General features: G+C 39.7%; 16 protein-coding genes. 6 read left to right on the forward strand and 10 right to left on the reverse strand.

What is annotated here, in order from left to right; all coding sequences use genetic code 11:
* The first annotated feature begins 405 nt into the window (after positions 1–405).
* Positions 406–1,320, forward strand: coding sequence for a hypothetical protein (locus Q4575_RS18540; protein WP_303523825.1), 915 nt, complete (start codon positions 406–408; stop codon positions 1,318–1,320).
* Between the two features lie 41 nt (positions 1,321–1,361).
* Positions 1,362–2,438, forward strand: coding sequence for a cysteine synthase A (locus tag Q4575_RS18545; RefSeq protein ID WP_303523826.1), 1,077 nt, complete (start codon positions 1,362–1,364; stop codon positions 2,436–2,438).
* On the opposite strand, the gene thiI is transcribed toward Q4575_RS18545, so the two are convergent.
* From thiI to pomA, 3 genes are all read right to left on the reverse strand, one after another.
* Positions 2,435–3,892 carry a tRNA uracil 4-sulfurtransferase ThiI gene (gene thiI / locus Q4575_RS18550; RefSeq protein WP_303523827.1) on the reverse strand — a complete coding sequence of 486 codons (1,458 nt, stop codon included), beginning with the start codon at positions 3,890–3,892 and terminating at the stop codon, positions 2,435–2,437. The genes Q4575_RS18545 and thiI overlap by 4 nt on opposite strands.
* Positions 3,893–4,168: 276 nt before the next feature.
* Positions 4,169–5,098: a flagellar motor protein MotB gene (locus Q4575_RS18555; protein WP_215963854.1), complete on the reverse strand. Its 930-nt coding sequence runs from the start codon at positions 5,096–5,098 to the stop codon at positions 4,169–4,171.
* Complete coding sequence (pomA, locus tag Q4575_RS18560) at positions 5,098–5,859, reverse strand: flagellar motor protein PomA (protein ID WP_215963606.1); 762 nt, start codon at positions 5,857–5,859, stop codon at positions 5,098–5,100. The genes Q4575_RS18555 and pomA overlap by 1 nt, the downstream gene beginning before the upstream one ends.
* Before the next feature lie 190 nt (positions 5,860–6,049).
* Here pomA and Q4575_RS18565 point away from each other — a divergent pair, with 190 nt between their 5' ends.
* From Q4575_RS18565 to Q4575_RS18580, 4 genes are all read left to right on the forward strand, one after another.
* The gene (locus Q4575_RS18565; RefSeq protein ID WP_272180079.1) at positions 6,050–6,298 is read left to right on the forward strand and encodes an exodeoxyribonuclease VII small subunit; all 249 of its coding nucleotides are present in this window, start codon (positions 6,050–6,052) and stop codon (positions 6,296–6,298) included.
* Entirely contained in the window at positions 6,298–7,281 is a 984-nt protein-coding gene (gene ispA / locus Q4575_RS18570) for a (2E,6E)-farnesyl diphosphate synthase (RefSeq protein ID WP_303523828.1), read from the forward strand. Before Q4575_RS18565 ends, ispA begins: the two co-directional genes overlap by 1 nt.
* Positions 7,282–7,289: 8 nt before the next feature.
* Positions 7,290–9,185: a 1-deoxy-D-xylulose-5-phosphate synthase gene (dxs, locus tag Q4575_RS18575; protein WP_215963608.1), complete on the forward strand. Its 1,896-nt coding sequence runs from the start codon at positions 7,290–7,292 to the stop codon at positions 9,183–9,185.
* A 344-nt stretch (positions 9,186–9,529) separates the two neighbouring features.
* Positions 9,530–10,966, forward strand: a complete 1,437-nt coding sequence (locus Q4575_RS18580; protein ID WP_215963609.1) for a hypothetical protein — start codon at positions 9,530–9,532, stop codon at positions 10,964–10,966.
* 116 nt (positions 10,967–11,082) lie between these two features.
* On the opposite strand, the gene Q4575_RS18585 is transcribed toward Q4575_RS18580, so the two are convergent.
* The 7 genes from Q4575_RS18585 to rnd all read right to left on the reverse strand — a co-directional run bounded on the left by Q4575_RS18585 (position 11,083) and on the right by rnd (position 17,815).
* A complete protein-coding gene (locus tag Q4575_RS18585) occupies positions 11,083–11,811 on the reverse strand; it encodes a LytTR family DNA-binding domain-containing protein (protein ID WP_303523829.1) in 729 nt (242 codons plus the stop codon).
* Positions 11,804–12,925: a sensor histidine kinase gene (locus tag Q4575_RS18590; RefSeq protein ID WP_303523831.1), complete on the reverse strand. Its 1,122-nt coding sequence runs from the start codon at positions 12,923–12,925 to the stop codon at positions 11,804–11,806. The genes Q4575_RS18585 and Q4575_RS18590 overlap by 8 nt, the downstream gene beginning before the upstream one ends.
* Before the next feature lie 116 nt (positions 12,926–13,041).
* Positions 13,042–14,400 (reverse strand): S9 family peptidase, encoded by a 1,359-nt coding sequence (locus tag Q4575_RS18595; RefSeq protein WP_303523832.1) that lies wholly within the window; start codon positions 14,398–14,400, stop codon positions 13,042–13,044.
* Between the two features lie 323 nt (positions 14,401–14,723).
* Positions 14,724–15,230, reverse strand: a complete 507-nt coding sequence (locus tag Q4575_RS18600; RefSeq protein WP_303523833.1) for a YcgN family cysteine cluster protein — start codon at positions 15,228–15,230, stop codon at positions 14,724–14,726.
* A 51-nt stretch (positions 15,231–15,281) separates the two neighbouring features.
* Positions 15,282–16,313, reverse strand: coding sequence for a lytic transglycosylase domain-containing protein (locus Q4575_RS18605; protein WP_303523834.1), 1,032 nt, complete (start codon positions 16,311–16,313; stop codon positions 15,282–15,284).
* Positions 16,314–16,325: 12 nt separating this feature from the next.
* Positions 16,326–16,619: a YcgL domain-containing protein gene (locus Q4575_RS18610; RefSeq protein WP_215963615.1), complete on the reverse strand. Its 294-nt coding sequence runs from the start codon at positions 16,617–16,619 to the stop codon at positions 16,326–16,328.
* A gap of 38 nt (positions 16,620–16,657) precedes the next feature.
* On the reverse strand, positions 16,658–17,815 hold the full coding sequence (rnd, locus tag Q4575_RS18615) for a ribonuclease D (RefSeq protein WP_215963616.1): 1,158 nt from the start codon (positions 17,813–17,815) through the stop codon (positions 16,658–16,660).
* Positions 17,816–17,838 lie beyond the last annotated feature (23 nt).

Genomic DNA, 17,838 nt, shown 5'->3' on the forward strand with positions numbered 1-17,838 from the left:
TGCCTACAATATTTTAATTCGACTGTAACGAATTTCCCAGAACCAATTAATTGGTTGCGGGAGCCACTCTCTATAAATAACTCTATAAATAAAGAATGCATTAGTTCTATTCAAATGGTGGGGAATTGTTTATTAAACTGAGTCGTTTAATCAATCACTTTACATAAGTGCTAATCTAACTAGCTGAAAGCGAATCGAAATTCTAATCCAACCACGTTGAACGTTTACTAACTAAAACCAAAGACAAGAATTGCCTCGATTTGTTGCGGGGAATTATACTTGCTCTACAGCCACATTCAAGTGAAACCTGAGATTTCTTTTGTAGGCTAGCAGTAAACCTAATTTTACGTTATCTTTGAATGTAGCGTATTCATCTGTATCAACTGAATTATGGTAAACAAATCAATGTCTTTATTACGTTCTTTAACTGTGTTCTCGGTATCTTTTTTGTTACTTCTAGGGTGTGCAACCAAAAAGGTTGAGCACGTACCTGGCTTTGAGATAGTTTATCATGACGCCAACAATTCCAACGCCCAAAACGTCCTTAAACTCGTCTACTTTAATCGATACTCTTCCGATGCTCGCTTCTCAACGAGCGATTGGCAAACAATTATTAACGAAAATAACACCGGTGATTATTTTTCAGAACAGGCTGGGATCCGTTCATCTGCAATTTCCAAACAATTAAGAACAAACGTTAATTTGGACACTACCCGTCCGTTTGATCAACCAAATATTATAAGTTGGGTAGAAGTCCCCTCATTGGCAGAATATGGTTCTAACAGTTATAGAGAAACAGTTTATGAAAATACAACGGAATACATTCTGTCTTCACTTAATGCCGACATCGAATCAGATTTCGACAGTACAAATGCATCGGCTAGTGTTGAATTTGGTGGACAGCTCTGTGTAGATGTTCAATCGAGGTTACACACGAATAAAATTAGAGATGGTGAGTGGATAGGTTCCGGACAAGATGTCACCTGTTTTATCAATTTTAAACATGAGCTTATTCGCCCTGTTTTAAAAGAAGATTGGGTTCCGGCTGGTGTTACAATAAAACCAGGTAAAACTTACGTTATCGTTAGAACTCGATTAGCTAATTTCGAAGCCTACCTTTATAGTAAAATGCTAACTAACAGTTACACATTTTTTCCGTCTAAACGTACCACCCACAAACGTGGTCGAAGCATCACAACGGGAAAAAGTACACCATTTATGGTTAATAACGATGACATCTATCTGTTCGTAAAACCTTACGAAAAGCTCGAAGCTAAGATTAAGGCAATCGATTGGGTAACTGGCAATAAACTCCCTTAAGTCGTTATCATAGCAATATTCAATGAATATAAGGCGACCCAATGACTATTCTAACTGCTGCAGAATCTCTTGCCGACCTAGTCGGCAACACTGCTCTTTTAAAATTACAATCACTTAGCCAACTGACTCAGTGTGAAATTTTTGTTAAATGTGAATTTCAGAATCCCGGCGGTTCAGTAAAAGACCGCGCCGCATTACAAATGGTATTAGAAGCAGAACAAAGCGGTAAATTAAAGCCTGGAATGACAATAGTTGAAGGTACAGCGGGTAATACCGGTATTGGCCTCGCGGTTGTTGCAAAATCACGTGGCTATAATTTGAAAGTTGTGATGCCAAAAGGCCAGGCGAAAGAAAAGGAACAATTAATCGAATTACACGGTGCAGAACTCGTGCTTGTCGATGCCGTACCTTTTGCCAACGAAAATCATTTCTACCACACCGCCCGTCGTATTGCTGAACAAAACCCAGATTACTGGTGGGCAGATCAATTCGAAAACACAGCAAATTCCAACGCCCACTTTTTAACGACCGGCCCCGAAATATTTCAACAAACAGATGGGCAACTAGATTGTTTTGTTTCTGTCGCTGGAACAGGCGGGACATTGGGTGGTATTTCTAAATATTTGAAGCAAAAAGATCCTGATACCAAAATAGTCAGTGTTGATCCTGACGGCTCTGGTATTTTAAATTTTCTAATGAATGGCAAGCATCAAGCGACAGCGGGTTCGTCATTCACAGAAGGCATTGGCATCATGCGTTTAGTTAACAACTTTAAGCAAGGTAAAATAGATTACGGTTTAAATTTACCTGACAGCGATATAGTTACTGTTGCGAATTACGTCAGAAAACAGGATGCCTTAGTATTAGGCAGTAGCAGTGCATTAAACGTTACAGCAGCATTATATTGCGCGGTTCAAACTGGCCCCTTAAACGGTGGAAAACCACAGAAAATTGTGACAATTGCTTGTGATGCAGGTGAACGTTCAGTGTCTAAACTTTATAATGAAGCGTTTTTGGCAAGTAAAAATATTCAGTCCGATGCCCAATCCATTGAGCATCTAATTGAACGGTATAAAACTGAGATTAATCGATTACAACACGTTGAATTTAATCTTTAATTTTTTCGGTAAACCTTAACATTTGTGTAACCGTGTTCGTGTAATAACAAGGCTTGAAGTCGACTCATTACACCACGGTCACAATAAAGGTAATACGGCTTAGTTTGATCCAAATCCCCAAATTGCGTTGCCAGTTTAAAAAATGGCATCGTAATTGTTTCAATATCATCCAACGCTAACGGCATTTCATCGGTTTCATCTGGGCTGCGGATATCTAACACAATTGCGCCATCGGGTAATTCAGTAACTTGTTCAACTTCCTGAACTTCCTCGGCCGCTTGTTTTTCTATATCACGGATATCAATTACATTGGCTGCTGAAACAACCTTATCAATAAGTGATAAATCAAAATTAGATTCAGCTTCAATTATTTCTGACAAAACGGCACGCGTAGTTGGTTTTTTCGAAATGACACCACAATATTCAGGCATAGCAGCGGCAAAATCGTGGGTACCAATAATACGTGAAGTATCGATAATTTCCGCTTTATCCAAATGAATTAATGGACGCAAGATCAGTGTTTCTGTAACTCGGTCAATAACGCTTAGGTTTGTCAACGTTTGGCTCGACACTTGACCCAATGACTCACCTGTAACCAATGCTTTGATATTGAGTTTGGCGGCGACTTGAGACGCGGCACGCATCATCATTCGTTTTAAAACAACGCCCATTAAACCATTGTCTATTTTCGACAAAATTTCTTCGACTACCGGTTCAAAGTCAACCGCAACAAATTTGGTTTTATGTGAACTGCTATAACGTTTCCAAATTTCGTAAGACACTTGTTTAACGCCAATTTCATGCTCTTTACCGCCAAGATTAAAAAAGCAGAAGTGCGTTCTCGCTCCACGACGCATCATATGATAGGTAGCAACACCAGAGTCAAATCCACCAGATATTAATGACAACACATCTTCCTGGGTTGGGAGTGGCATGCCGCCTAAACCTTTATGATTCGCTTTAATGATCTGCAACTTGTCCTGACGCAACTCTAATCGAATTGTAAGTTCTGGCTTTTTAAGCTTGACGCTTGCTGACTCAACAGCTTGGTTTAAACCGCCACCGATGTAACGTTCTAAATCACCAGACGTAAAATCATGTTTGCCTGACCGTTTAACTCGCACGCAAAACTTTTTGTCTTCTAGGAATGGGATCCAGTATTTAGCGACGTCATTGAAGGCGGTATCGAAGTCAACAAAGTCAACTTCAACAATTTGATTATATTGGTCAACACCAGGAATTCGTGAAATAGCATCAATAATCTCCGCTTCCATCTCTTCTGAAATACCAATCGCTTCTACAAGAAGGTCACTCCAACGAGCAACAACATGTGCCGACGGATAAATACGTTTTACAATAATACGTAAGTTCGACTCTAATAACTTACTAAACCGTTTACGTACCGAACGACTCTTAATGTTTATTTCTGGGTGGTATTTTACGATTAATCTCATGACACTTAACACACTGGCATTGACGACAAGCGATACTGACACCAAAACAATTGGGTTAGCTCATACTGGTCTTTTAAAATAGCGCGGGATTATATAACGAAGGCCAAAACCATGCCATAGGTTTATTTTTTAGTCATTTATACAAAGCAATAATAAATACTGTACTAAGCTCACAAAAAACCAGACACCATTAATGAAATCTCATTAACCACATCTGGTCTTTTATATTGTTACCATTTTTAACTTAAAGGTAACTCGTAATTTTTTAAATAAAACCTAAAGCTCAGTGACGTTTATCCCTTCAGACTCTTTTGCCTTGCCCTGCGTAATTGCAATCTCAACTCGACGGTTTTTGCGACGATTCGACGTTGAATTATTCGGTACTAAAGGTCGAGTATCTGCATGCCCCATGACCGTAATTCGGTTTTTATCAAAGTATGGCGCATTTATCATTTCGGTCGCAACGGCGACCGCTCGGGTAGAAGATAAATCCCAATTGTTGTTAAACAGCTCGTTGGTCACATTAATATCATCAGTATGACCAGATACCGTTATATCGCCAGGTATGTCGTTAAGTAGTGTCGCAACTTTTTGAATGATAGGCTTAAACTGATCTTGTAAATACGCCGATCCAGATGGAAACGCCCCATTCTCTCTTATCCGAATAATGATCTGCTGACCTAAAGATTCAAGTTCTACTGCTCCATCGATGATTTCTTTTTGCATTTGTTCTGCAATTTTTTTCATCATTTCATTTACTTGTTCTTGCTCGGCCGTGGCGGTTGCTTCAGTTTCCGATTCTGCTTCTGCGGTTGCGGAACTCATGCCACCACGCATTTCTGCGGTTTGTTCCTGCCGGCCACCTGCTGATTCATCTTCGCCTTCTTCAAACTCTAGTACTTGCTGAGTCATCTCTATGGTTTGCTGCTGCAATATTTCAATAGGTGTTGGTTCCGGTCTTCCTGGGCGAAACTCTTGCGCTATCACCGAGGTACCTTTGGGTATATCTTTAACTTCAAGTTTATTTTGCACACCAAATGCAAACTTCATTGAGCCTGCAATTTGCTTAAATTTTAAAACATCCATTTCGGCAAATGACAAAAGCAATACAAAGAAACACATCAGCAACGACATTAAGTCTGCAAAAGTCCCCATCCAAGCGGGGAGTCCCTCTGGGGGACATTTTGGACATTCATCCATCGGAATTATTCCTCAGTGTTTACTTCGCGCTTAGAAGCCGCTAGATAGTTACGAAGCACGCCTTCAATTACTTTCGGGTTTTGACCATCTTGAATGCCTAATACCCCATCCATAATCAAACTTTGATTGAGCTTTTCTTCACCCGTTCTTAAATTAAGTTTAAATGACATAGGTAACGCTATAACGTTGGCCAAAAATGCACCGTATAACGTTGTTAATAGGGCAACAGCCATCGCAGGACCGATTGACTTTGGGTCATCCATGTTTGACAACATAGCAACCAAACCAACAAGTGTACCTATCATCCCCATCGCTGGAGCAATATCTCCCAAGGTTTTAAACATACCGGCACCGAGTTCGTGACGTTCTGTGGTAAGAGAAATATCTTTTGATAACGTTGCTCGAACCACTTCACCATCGTGGCCGTCAACTAATAAGTCTACGCCTTTTTGCAAAAATGCGTTGTTTATTTCCGCTTCTTCTAACGCTAAAAAACCGCCTTTACGTGCTGAATCTGCAAGTTCGACAATTTTTTCAATTAATTCTTCTGGCGTTTCAATTTTAAACGAAAACGCCTTACCCGCGATTTTACCCGCCGTGAGGAACTGAGCTAACGTATAATTAGACAACAAGACGAATGTCGACCCACCAAATACAATCGCTATTGACGGTACGTCAATAAACATATGGAGTCCGCCGCCCAAAATCATGGCCAATACGATAAACCCAATCGCACCAATCATGCCTACAATACTAGCTAAATCCACAACTCACTCCCATCTCACAATTTGCTTCTACATTGATAACTATCGACAAATATCCCAACAACTTAAATAGTTTCTAACTAAGTGTCTATTGTTTGTTCGCCCTTGCCTAATAATAAATGATTATAATTGAATATGCAGTGCCAATACGGTAACTTATTTGGCTAATTTTCAATGTGACCCAAAGCTATTTATGACTAAGCCTACTGCCCCTCAATTTGAACAAGCTATCGCTGAACTCGAATCCATCGTTAATCAACTAGAATCTGGCGATTTGGAGCTTGAGCAGTCGTTGAAATTATTTGAACGCGGCATTGAATTGACGCGCATAAGCCAATCAAAATTGCAGGAAGCTGAACAAAAAGTACAGATCTTAATGGAAAAACAAGGCGATCTTCAATTGCAACCTTTCCAAACTGAACCGGCTGGTAACTCTAACTGATGAGCAATTCAGAACAATCAGTCGAAAAACCGAACGTGAAAGATGCTCAACAGGTTTCCGACAACAATGCGGCTATGAACAATGTTGGGTTTGCCGAACAAATAACGGTTTATAAATCTCAAATTGAAAATTATTTAGAGCAACATCTTGCCACTGCAAACATTGATGAGCCAACATTAAAAGCGGCAATGCATTATTCACTGTTATTAGGTGGTAAACGTTTAAGACCATTTTTAGTTTATGCCACAGGTGAAATATTTAATGCAGACCCAAATTCATTAAACGTTGTCGCAGCCGCATTAGAGTCAATCCACAGTTACAGTTTAATACATGATGACTTGCCGGCCATGGACGATGATGATCTGCGTCGTGGCCAACTGACTTGTCACAAAAAATACAATGACGCGGTCGCTATTTTAGCTGGCGATACATTGCAGACCTTTGCATTTCAAATGTTAAGCGGCCCCGAACTTAGTAGCGTAACGCCAGAACGCCAGCTGCAACTCATCCATCTAATTTCACAAGCGAGTATCGATATGTGTGCAGGCCAATCAATCGATTTGATTGAGACTGATGCAAACACAGATTTGTTACCAGAAATTAAACTGACAAATCTCCAGCATATGCATAAGCTAAAAACTGGCGCATTAATAAAAGCATCTGTCTTAGCAGGCGCGTTATGTGGCAAGGTTTCTGAACAAGAACTCAATTATTTAGAACAATATGCCGATGCAATTGGCCTCGCTTTTCAAGTTTGGGATGACGTATTAGATATAGTTTCAGATACCGAAACCTTAGGTAAACCGCAGGGTTCAGACCTAGAAGCGAACAAAAGCACTTACCCTGCGTTGTTAGGTTTAGAGCAAGCAAAATTGAAGGCTAAAAATTTAGTTGACGAAGCAGTTCAAGCTTTACAACAATTGCCGTACAATACGTCGGTTTTACAACAATTAGCCCTTTATATCATTGAGCGAGATCACTAAGTTCTTTTATGACAGTAAATATTGCCGATTTTCCACATTTACAGAAAGCCTTGCTGCCAACTGACCTTCGCAAATTGCCTCAGGAAGCACTTAAATCTGTATCAAAAGAGCTAAGAGAGTACTTACTAAATTCAGTAAGTAAGAGTTCTGGCCACTTCGCATCAGGTCTAGGAACTGTAGAACTTACTGTTGCCTTGCATTATGTGTATAACACACCGTACGACCGTATCATTTGGGATGTTGGCCACCAGGCTTATCCCCATAAAATCATTACAGGTCGAGCGGATCAGATTCATACTATTCGTCAAAAAGATGGATTGCACCCGTTTCCTTGGCGTGAAGAAAGCGAATACGATACGTTAAGTGTTGGTCACTCATCTACATCCATTAGTGCGGCATTGGGAATGGCAATTTCAGCGCAGTCTGCGCACAAAGCCGAACCTGAAAACAAAATTCGTAAAGTATGTGCCGTTATTGGTGATGGCGCGATGACCGCTGGTATGGCGTTTGAAGCAATGAATCATGCCGGTGACATTAAGCCCGATATGTTAGTGGTATTAAACGATAACGACATGTCTATCTCTGAAAATGTCGGAGCCCTAAATACCCACATGGCAAAACTACTGTCGGGTAACTTATATACGACGTTTAGAGAAAGCGGTAAAAAGTTATTAAGTGGTATTCCACCAATTAAAGAACTCGCCAGCCGAGCAGAAGAGCATCTAAAAGGTATGGTCGTTCCAAGTACCATATTTGAAGAACTCGGATTTAACTATATTGGTCCAATTGATGGCCATGATATAGATGCGTTAGTCGATACCTTACGTAATATGCGTGACCTAACTGGCCCGCAGTTTTTACATATTGTCACTAAAAAAGGTAAAGGGTATGAACCGGCTGAACAAGATCCAATCAAATACCACGCAGTACCTAAATTTGATCCTAATACCACTTCGCTACCAGCGTCAAAAGTAACATCACCTACATACTCTCAAGTATTTGGTGACTGGTTGTGCGACATGGCTGCCGTTGATAACAAATTAATGGCAATCACTCCTGCAATGCGCGAAGGCTCTGGTATGGTGCGTTTTTCAAAAGCATTTCCAGAACAGTATTTTGATGTCGCAATCGCAGAACAACATGCAGTAACGTTGGCGGCGGGCATGGCCTGTGAAGGCTTTAACCCAGTTGTGGCAATTTATTCTAGCTTTTTACAACGTGGTTACGACCAGTTAATCCACGATGTTGCCATAATGGAACTGCCGGTATTATTTGCCATCGACAGAGCAGGTATAGTTGGTGCCGACGGTCCAACGCACCAAGGCTCATTTGATCTGAGTTTTATGCGTTGTATTCCTAATCTCGTTATTATGTGTCCAAGTTCAGAAAACGAATGTCGACAGATGTTGTATACCGGCCATAAGCTAAATCAACCTGCAGCCGTGCGTTATCCAAGGGGCGGTGGTTCTGGTAACCCAATCGAGTCAATAATGACCGCCATTGAAATTGGTAAAGCGGTAACGGTTTCTGAACTCCACGACGCTAATATCGCAATTTTAAACTTTGGTGTTTTTATTGAAGAAACCAAAATAGCTGCAGAGAATACCAACGCCTCTGTATACGATATGCGTTTTGTGAAACCGCTTGATACCGGGCTGTTAGATAAACTCGCGGCGTCGGGTAAAACCATCATTACCGTTGAAGATAATGCAATTGCTGGCGGCGCAGGGTCTGCCGTTAACGAATATATTCTTAACAACGGATATGCGTGTCGTATTTTAAATATTGGTTTGCCTGATCAATTTATCAAACACGGAACTCAGCAAGAAATCTATCAAGAATTGCAACTAGATGCTGATGGAATTACCAAACAAATCAACCAATTTATTGCGATCGCAAAATAAATTAGCTGGCCTCAAACACAATTAGATAGCTTAAAGCTGCCCATTTATTAAAATGGGCAGTACATTCCTAAAAACAGAACTGCTACTCAAATTATATTTTTATTTCCAGTGAACTAATTCAACTCTCTTCTAAGTATTTGATTATAAATAAATAGGTTTATTACTCTAAAAGTTCAAAAATTTATTTTTTATTTTTTTTCGATTTTTGTGAACCAAAGTCACTAAACCCCCTCAAACTTTGCGCTTAGTTAAAGCAGACAAAAATCAAATAAACTTAAAATTATCATGTGGTTAGCTTGAGGGTAGCGCGCACCCAAAAGACCCAGATCGAAATAGGACTTATAATGAAATACGAATTTATTTTATCTAAACTTAGACCGTTTAGCCTGATTGTCGCCGCGATGTCGACACTTGCCATTACCGCGTGCAGTAGTGAGGATGAAGACACAGGCAGTGGTTATTTGATGATTTACAACGCCTCAAAAAATGCCCCCGACATCGAACTCGAAATAGAACAAGATGGCACCACCAGCTATTACACTGGTATTGCCTATAGCGAAGTTGCAGGTGCATTTTCATTAGATAGTGGCACTTACAATATTGACCTAAACATCAATACGACAAACAGTTTAGAAGAGCTAATATACCAGGGCGATACATCGATTTCTGATGAAGACGTTAATTTAATCGTTGTTGTTGGTGACATTAGTGCCCCGGAAATCATAAATTATTCGTTTGAATATGAAGACCCAGAAACAGAAGATGAACAATTTACCATTCGATTTTTAAATTTAAATGAAAGCAATGAAGACCTAAATGTATACTTATCGCTAAGCAGCCAAGCGTTCAGTGACGCTGTTCCGGCAAGTGCACTAAGTTTCACCGAATTAAGCGAAAGCCAATATTTCGATGTAGACAACTACAAACTTTACATTGCAGATATAGATGGAAACCTTGTATTTGAGTCTGACGAAATACCGTTTTTGTACACTAATCAGCAACTCATTGTCATAAAAGAAAACCCCGGTTCGACAAGTTCACCATTTACAATTGACCGAATCACCAGTTCTGGCGGCGTGACAACGTACAACAGCATCAATTCAAGCACTGAATTACGAGTCTTTAATGCAATGGATAACAACGAGTTATTAGCCTCGTATAATGGCTCATTAGATTTCCATATTGGTGGCATCACTGATAGCCCATTAATCGCTGACCTAAATCGCAGTGCATATAGTGACGTTAAAACCTTAGATTATGGGGATTATCGTATGGACATCACAGATCCAAATTCAACGGTCAAATTATCAAATAGCCAGATCTTGTCATTACCAACAAACAGTGACAAAACCGTATTCTTTTATTTGACTGAGGTTGAAGAAGCTGACGATGGTGATGACGACACCGTAGAAGAAACAGAGTTATATGTAAACTCTCTAATCGCGAGCAATAACGCCGTCGAAGGGTACTACCATCACGAAATCCAAGTAGTTAACTTTATTGAAGACTTCAGCAGTGTTACTGTTTATTTTGTGCCTAAAAACTCAACTATTTCAACGACAGAACACAAAGCAATTAATACTCGAGCCATTGCAACTAAACAATCGCTTCCAAACGACGAATATGACGTATTTGTCATCGCCAAAGAAGGCGCTAGTGAAGTGTTATTAGCCAATACATCGTTTGAACTCACCTCAGATTCTAAAAATCAGTTTTTGGTAATCGAGCAGGAAGATAAAGACATTGATAACTATATCGTCACTATGTTTAACCAAAACTAATCGATAATTAATAACGTAAACTCATTATATTTGCTGAATAGGATCGCGTTCTATTCAGCAAATATCGCTAAAACTTACCTTTAATACATATGAAATTAAGCAAGGTACTAAACCAACTATAACGCGAGCAGTGATTTAAACACGCTGGTTTGACGGCGAGATACGTCCACTTTTGTTTCGCTATGCATTGTAAGCTCTAATCCCCCAGAACTGCAGAGCTCGACGTTCTTAATTTTAGTTAATTGCACAATATTCTGTCGACTCGCCCTAAAAAATTTATCGTTTGGCAAGCGCGGTTCAATTTGCGCCAATGTGCGATAAATCATAGGCTTTTTATCGTCAAAATACACTCGGGTGTAATTGCCCATCGACTCAAAACGCTCCACTTGGTCCAATGTTATCAACCAACAACTATTACCATCTTTCACAAAAAACTGACTATCTAACGTTAGGGGCGCTTCAAAAGTACGATCCTTAGGCTCCGGTATATTGGCATTAGCAGTTCTAAATTTCGCGCAAGCTTGTTCTAACCTTTTTTGTGTATAAGGTTTAAGCAAATAGTCAATCGCATTTTGGTCAAACGCTTGTAGTGCAAACTCTTCAAAAGCCGTTGTAAAAATAACATAGGGAGCGATGGGTAACTGCGTTAAAAAATCAAACCCATTGCCATCAGGCAAATCTACATCAAGAAAAACTAAGTCAGGTTGATGTTTTTCAAACACCTTCAGCGCTTGCTCTATATTTTCAGCTTCGGCGACGCAGGTAATGTAATCAACCTTTTTTAATTGCGATTTAAGTTCCACCCTGGCCAGTCTGGAATCTTCAACAATAATCGCTTTAAACATTCGAACCTCCCACAGTGGAATTTAAACTTAATGACAGTGGTAGTGTAATAACAGCAATAACGCCTTTTGAAGAAGGTTTTAAACTAAAACTAGCTTTGTCTGCATAAACCAAAAACAAACGCTGTTTAATATTGTTAATACCAACGCCTGTACTTGTGTTAATCGCCGTCGGAAACGTGCCACTATTCTCAACAGTTATTATCCACTGGCAATCATGTAATTTACTCGTAATGACAACGTCTCCGCCCTGCTTTAACTTTCCAATGCCATGTTTGATCGCATTTTCTATCAGCAGTTGCAGGATCATTGGCGGTAACGACAAATTTAACGTGTCCGGTTCTAGGTCAAAATGAACTTGCAGCTTGTCTTCAAACTGCAATTTATTTAACGCGACATATTGTTTTACGACGTCAATTTCATCACAAAAGGGGATCAGCCGCTCTTTGTCAATTTGCATGGTATAACGCATCACCTCCGACAAATCCGCCAGCATATCGCGCGCTTTGTCGGCATCTTCTAAGATCAGTGCCCTAATATTATTAATCGCATTAAAAATAAAATGTGGATTAATTTGGCTAAGCAAGACATCTAGCTTCGCGACCTTCAGTGATTGTTCTAAAGAATTTTGCACTATTTGAGCATTTTTTAACTGTTGCTGATTTTTGAATATCACATACAAGGTTGACCAAACTAATATCAAAAACATTACCATTGGAGAACCGAGTAACAATTGTTGCCACAAGTCTTTACTCTGCATTCCCCAAATTGCTTCTTGGTTAGGCAGAATAATTAGGGCAAATAACAACATCGTTAATGCCCCGCCAACAATCGAGCCGCCAACGATATGGATAAAACTACTTGAAAGCTTCTTACCTTCTAACTGACGTCGGTAATACAGCCTTAAAATGCTAGTTATAATAAATAGGCAGATCCCTAAAACGACAGAATTAACCAACTCAGAAAAATGATAGTGGACGAAGTATTGACGTCCAGCTAAATTTATTAGCGTAAACAGCCCCCAACCAACAATTTGAGTGAACCAAAACAAAATATGGGCATTTTTATCTGCTGATGGGTCAACGCCTTGCATTCTATCGTGTGAAGCTACTGTCATTATTTACCTTATGCTGCTCGATTTCATCTATCGGTTCTTATTTACCAAGTGTGGTAAAAGTCTATTTATATCGGCTTATTAGACTGATGCAAAAAGAAACACTGATACTCAATAGGTTATCTATTGGTTAACAACCATTGAACAATATCACGACTTACCTGCTCCGAAAACGTTATGTCGATATTGCCGTATTCTTCCGGCAGCCCCGTTTTTGCTGGTTGAAATAAATGATTTAATCCAGGGTAAATTTTAGTGGTTAACAAATCGGGTTTTACAGATTGTTGAATTCCTTCAATATTTTGTTTTGGTAACACTTGTGAATCCAATCCTCCATTTAACGCTAACATCGGGATATCGACTTGTGTAAGGTAAATTTTGGGGTCGGATTTAACAAAGTATTGGAACCAAGGTGATGTTAGTTGTGTTGCCTGAGCATTGGCCTGAGCCTCTGGAATGTCATGTTTTAATAGCAATGTAATGAGTGCTTCTTTAGAAATACCTGCAACAACAGCATTGATTATTTCTTTTTGAATTTTATCGTCTTTGGTTAACTTATCGTCGTCCATACCCCGTAATTTTTGAATATAATAGGATTGGTCAATGATAATTTGAGCTCCAGTTGTCCCCGGCCCTGCAAGGCTAACAAAAAAGTCGACTTTGGCATTATTGGCAGTCGCTATTGCGCCAATTAACCCACCTTCACTGTGGCCAACAAATCCAATTTTACCGAAGTTACGTTTGCCATATTCTCTAAGAAACTGATATGCCGCATTTGCGTCACTAGCAAAGTCTTCGCTGGTTGCGTTTGCATAATCACCTTCAGACTCCCCTACACCTCTGTCGTCATACCTTAAAACAGCAATGCCTTGTCGTGTTAACTGATCTGCCAGTACCGTAAATATTTTGTGGCCAAAAACGTCGGCATCTCGTGTTGTAGGCCCCGAGCCTGACAATAAAATTGTCGTATATTTAATCAATCCTTTGGGATACGTTAATGTACCAGCAAGCTTGTGTCCGCCGCTGCTATTTACAAACTGAACTTGCTCAACTTGGTAAGGTACGTCGCCTACAACGTCTTGAACTTTACGTTGACGTTCTACAGTCTTAATTGCAGGTACTAGGTTTAATGGTGCCTTAAACGCACCTTGTTCATATGTCCCGATAATTTTTTTATCTTTTAAAGTCCCGTCATAGGTTATTTGAGCCATATCCATCGCTAAGGAAATTTGTCCGTTTATATAGCTCATGTTATTAAACGGCAAACCAAATTGCTGTTGCTTTGGTATATCAATTGTTGCTACATAACCGTCGGATGTTTGCTTAAAATGAAAAATCAAATCCATCGATTTTTCCGGGGTTATAGTCAACGTCCCCTGCCAGCTGCCAGCAACGTCATTACTTTTTGTTGAATTAGCTGAGCTGACATGGGTTAACAACACACATACCAAAATAAAAATTAGAGTTAACGGCTTCATTTCCTTTTCCTTCTGTCAGTTAAACTTTCAATAGCCATCGGGTAGATGACTATTGCTGCTTTTAATCTAAGCATGACTATATCGAATTGAATGACGCTAAATTGAAAAACTATCGCAGTGGTTAATTTTCTATGTAAACGGTATTTGGGAATTAAATAAGCAAACACTGAATATACTTTGAACAATATATTTGAATGGTTAAACACTTTCTATAAGGAATTTGTCGAGTTCTGGTAATAGTTAAAAACAGAACCAATAACACTAGGCATGTTGACTGACGCAACTGTTAAAACTGCAGATATGAATAAAGATAAAGACTAATATTAGTCTTTATCGTTTAACGGCCACAATACAATGTAATCTTCGTATTGGTCTTCATCAACCATATCATCAAACATTACTTTTCCCCGCACCGACATACCGGCTTGGTGCATTTTTGCTTTACGTCCTTTATTTAGCAGCGGATGCCAACTAGGAACGCCTCGGCCTTCAGCGATTCTTCGGTAGGTGCAACTCGACGGCATGTAAAATATCTGATCCAAATTATCCTGCGTTAGCTGCACACAACTCGGAACCAACACCGTACGTTTTTCATAGACCTTACATTCACATTTTTTGTCATTGAGATAACGACAAGCAACTGACGTAAAGTGCAATTGCTCTTCCTCCGACATGTGCTGAGTGTCAACCATATCAACAGCACTGTCGTCGTCTATCAACTTATGCAAACAACACTTAGCGCAACCATCACAAAGGGATTCCCATTCGCTGCGGCTCATTTGCTCTAGGGTTTTGGTTTCCCAAAAAGGCGTTCTATTTTCTTTTGTCATGTTATAGGTATAACCAATTTGCAACGTCGTGTTTCGAGATCATAACTGTCATTAACTCTTTGGAACTGGACTTGGGTAGCCGATACGATCTGCTAAATACCCTACAGAGGTCACAAAATAATACGACCGGTTCCAGTGCATTAACGACTTATAGTTATCATAGGCTAAATACATACGCCCTTTAGCGTCATCCGGCATGATTAGCGCTGCGGTAACATTAACATCCGGCAATTCGCGACCATCCATACGAGTAATGCCAAGTTTACGCCATTGTGATAAAGGTTTTTCTGCAGACTTGAAATTCTTTAACCACTGGCCTAAACCTCTGCTGCCTTTAGGCATAATCAACTCTTTGTCAAAGCCTTCTGGTAACAATACCTGGCGGCCCCACGTCTTATTGTTATCCCAACCTTCTTGTTTTAGATAATTGGCAACCGATGCAAATACGTCTGCTTTGTTCGTCCAGATGTCTTTTTTACCGTCGTTGTCACCATCTGCGGCATACGCCAAAAATGAGGTTGGTATAAATTGGCATTGACCCATTGCGCCAGCCCAAGAGCCCACAAATTTGTCTTTAGGAATGTGACCTTGTTTTAGAATTTCTAATGAAGCAAATAACTGCTTTTTGAAAAAAGATTCGCGTCGTCCGTCATAAGCTAAAGTAGTCACCGAATCGATTATTGGCATCTTTCCTTGGATGCGACCAAAATTGGTTTCAAGGGCCCACAGCGAAACGATAAATCGAGGTTGAACACCATACTGTTTAGACACTTTTTCTAGCAGAGGTAAGTTGTCGACATATGCTTCACGTGCTTTTTTAACTTTCCATTCTGGAACACGTTTTGGTAAATACGTGTCTAAGGTTTCGATAAACTCCGGCTGATTTTTATCCGCTTTAACCGCACGTTGCAAATACTTAACATTTGCAAAGCTGTCATTAATAAATTCAGCATCATAACCTTTTTCAACAGCTTCTTGCTTAAGCTTGTTAACGTACTGCTCAAAGGTCGGTTTATCTGCTGCGTTGAGGGTAAAAACAGGAATCGAAAATAATAGTCCTGTGAAAATTGTTTTTAATCTCATGTTGTTTCCTTGTTAGTTTTTTTCAGGCTCCTGATAACCCATATTTGCCTTATGAGTTTCTAATAGGTTTTCCTGTGGTGGTGGGATCTGCAAGTAAAACCCGTTTTCTTGAATCTCGTTTTTTACTTTTGTTAAATCGGCTTGCCCCAATTTCTGACGTTTATCCAAGTCCATCGTCATAACGAGTGTTGGTGGACCCATTATTGCCATTAACGGCTCAGGAACTCTAGAAAAATCGTCAGCTTTCTCAACATATAAAAATGTCTCTGCTTTTTTCGAGCTTTTATATACGGTACATAGTTGCAATGTATTACCTACTCCTGAATCTATTTGTTTAGCGTAAATCAGTCGTTTAAATCAACTTGTGCAAACGACTTATCCCACGTATTTAATGCTTCTGCCAATATTTCACTGCGCCAAGACGCAATAAAGTCTGGGGTTTCCGCGTGAGGCAGTTGCCATTTCCACTTAATCCACTGATTTAGCTGCTTTTTAGTTGCCAACATTTCAATTGGCAACTTATGTTTTTCACCCGCTTTGGTTAGCGCTTGCTTTAATTGTTTATATGCTTGTTTGTAAATAGGATAATCAGTCAAACGTGGCACTTTTTGAGGACACTCTTCCAATGGGATGGCTTTACCGCGCTCAACACATGTCATTATTGCATTACCGTGCAATCTAATTTCGTGCGGATTTATCCCCGGAATTGCTTTTAAGCTGGCTAAGTCACTTGGTCGCTTCTGTGCAATAGCAAATAAACTGGCGTCTTTAACAACAAAACCTAGTGCCAAGTTACGTTTCTTCGCCATATCTAATCGCCATGAACATAGCTCTTGTAATATTGCCAATTCACGAGGTTTAAGCTGCCAACAATTTCCAAAATCGAGATACAACAAATCAAGATTTTTAGGTTGGCTTTTGAGCTCAACTTTATAGTTTGCTTCGGCCAAATTAAATTGGTCAATGCCTTGTTGTTGAAGTTTTTCACTAAGCTTATGATACAAAGGTAAGAGGTATTTAACATCATTTGCAGCATATTCAAGTTGTTGTGGCGACAATGGACGCTTAAGCCAGTTTGTGCGGGCTTCACCTTTATCCAATTCAATTCCAACTTCTTGCAAAACAGATGCACCAAAGCCCAGCACTTTACCTTGAAATAAGAACTGGCCAGCAATTTGTGTATCAAATAATGGCTTGGGCATCCGGTTGGAATAAATTTTAAACACTTCCAAATCTTCATGGCAAGAATGCAATACTTTGACAATTTTCTCATTAGTCAAAAGCTGCCAAAAAGGTTCTAAATCTAAATCGACAAGAGGGTCGATTAACACGAGGGACTTGCCGTCAAATGCTTGAATTAAACCAAGGTCCGCATTAAGTGTACGAGTTCGAACAAACTCCGTATCTAGCGCTAACACAGGTGCTTCACTTGCTTGCTCACAAAATTCATTTAACGAATTTTGGTCATCTATATATAAATATTCTTTTTCTTGAGTCGTCAATCTAATAACCGCTTAATAAACGC

Source organism: Psychrosphaera sp. 1_MG-2023 (assembly GCF_030548245.1).
GTDB classification, from domain to species: Bacteria; Pseudomonadota; Gammaproteobacteria; order Enterobacterales; family Alteromonadaceae; genus Psychrosphaera; species Psychrosphaera algicola.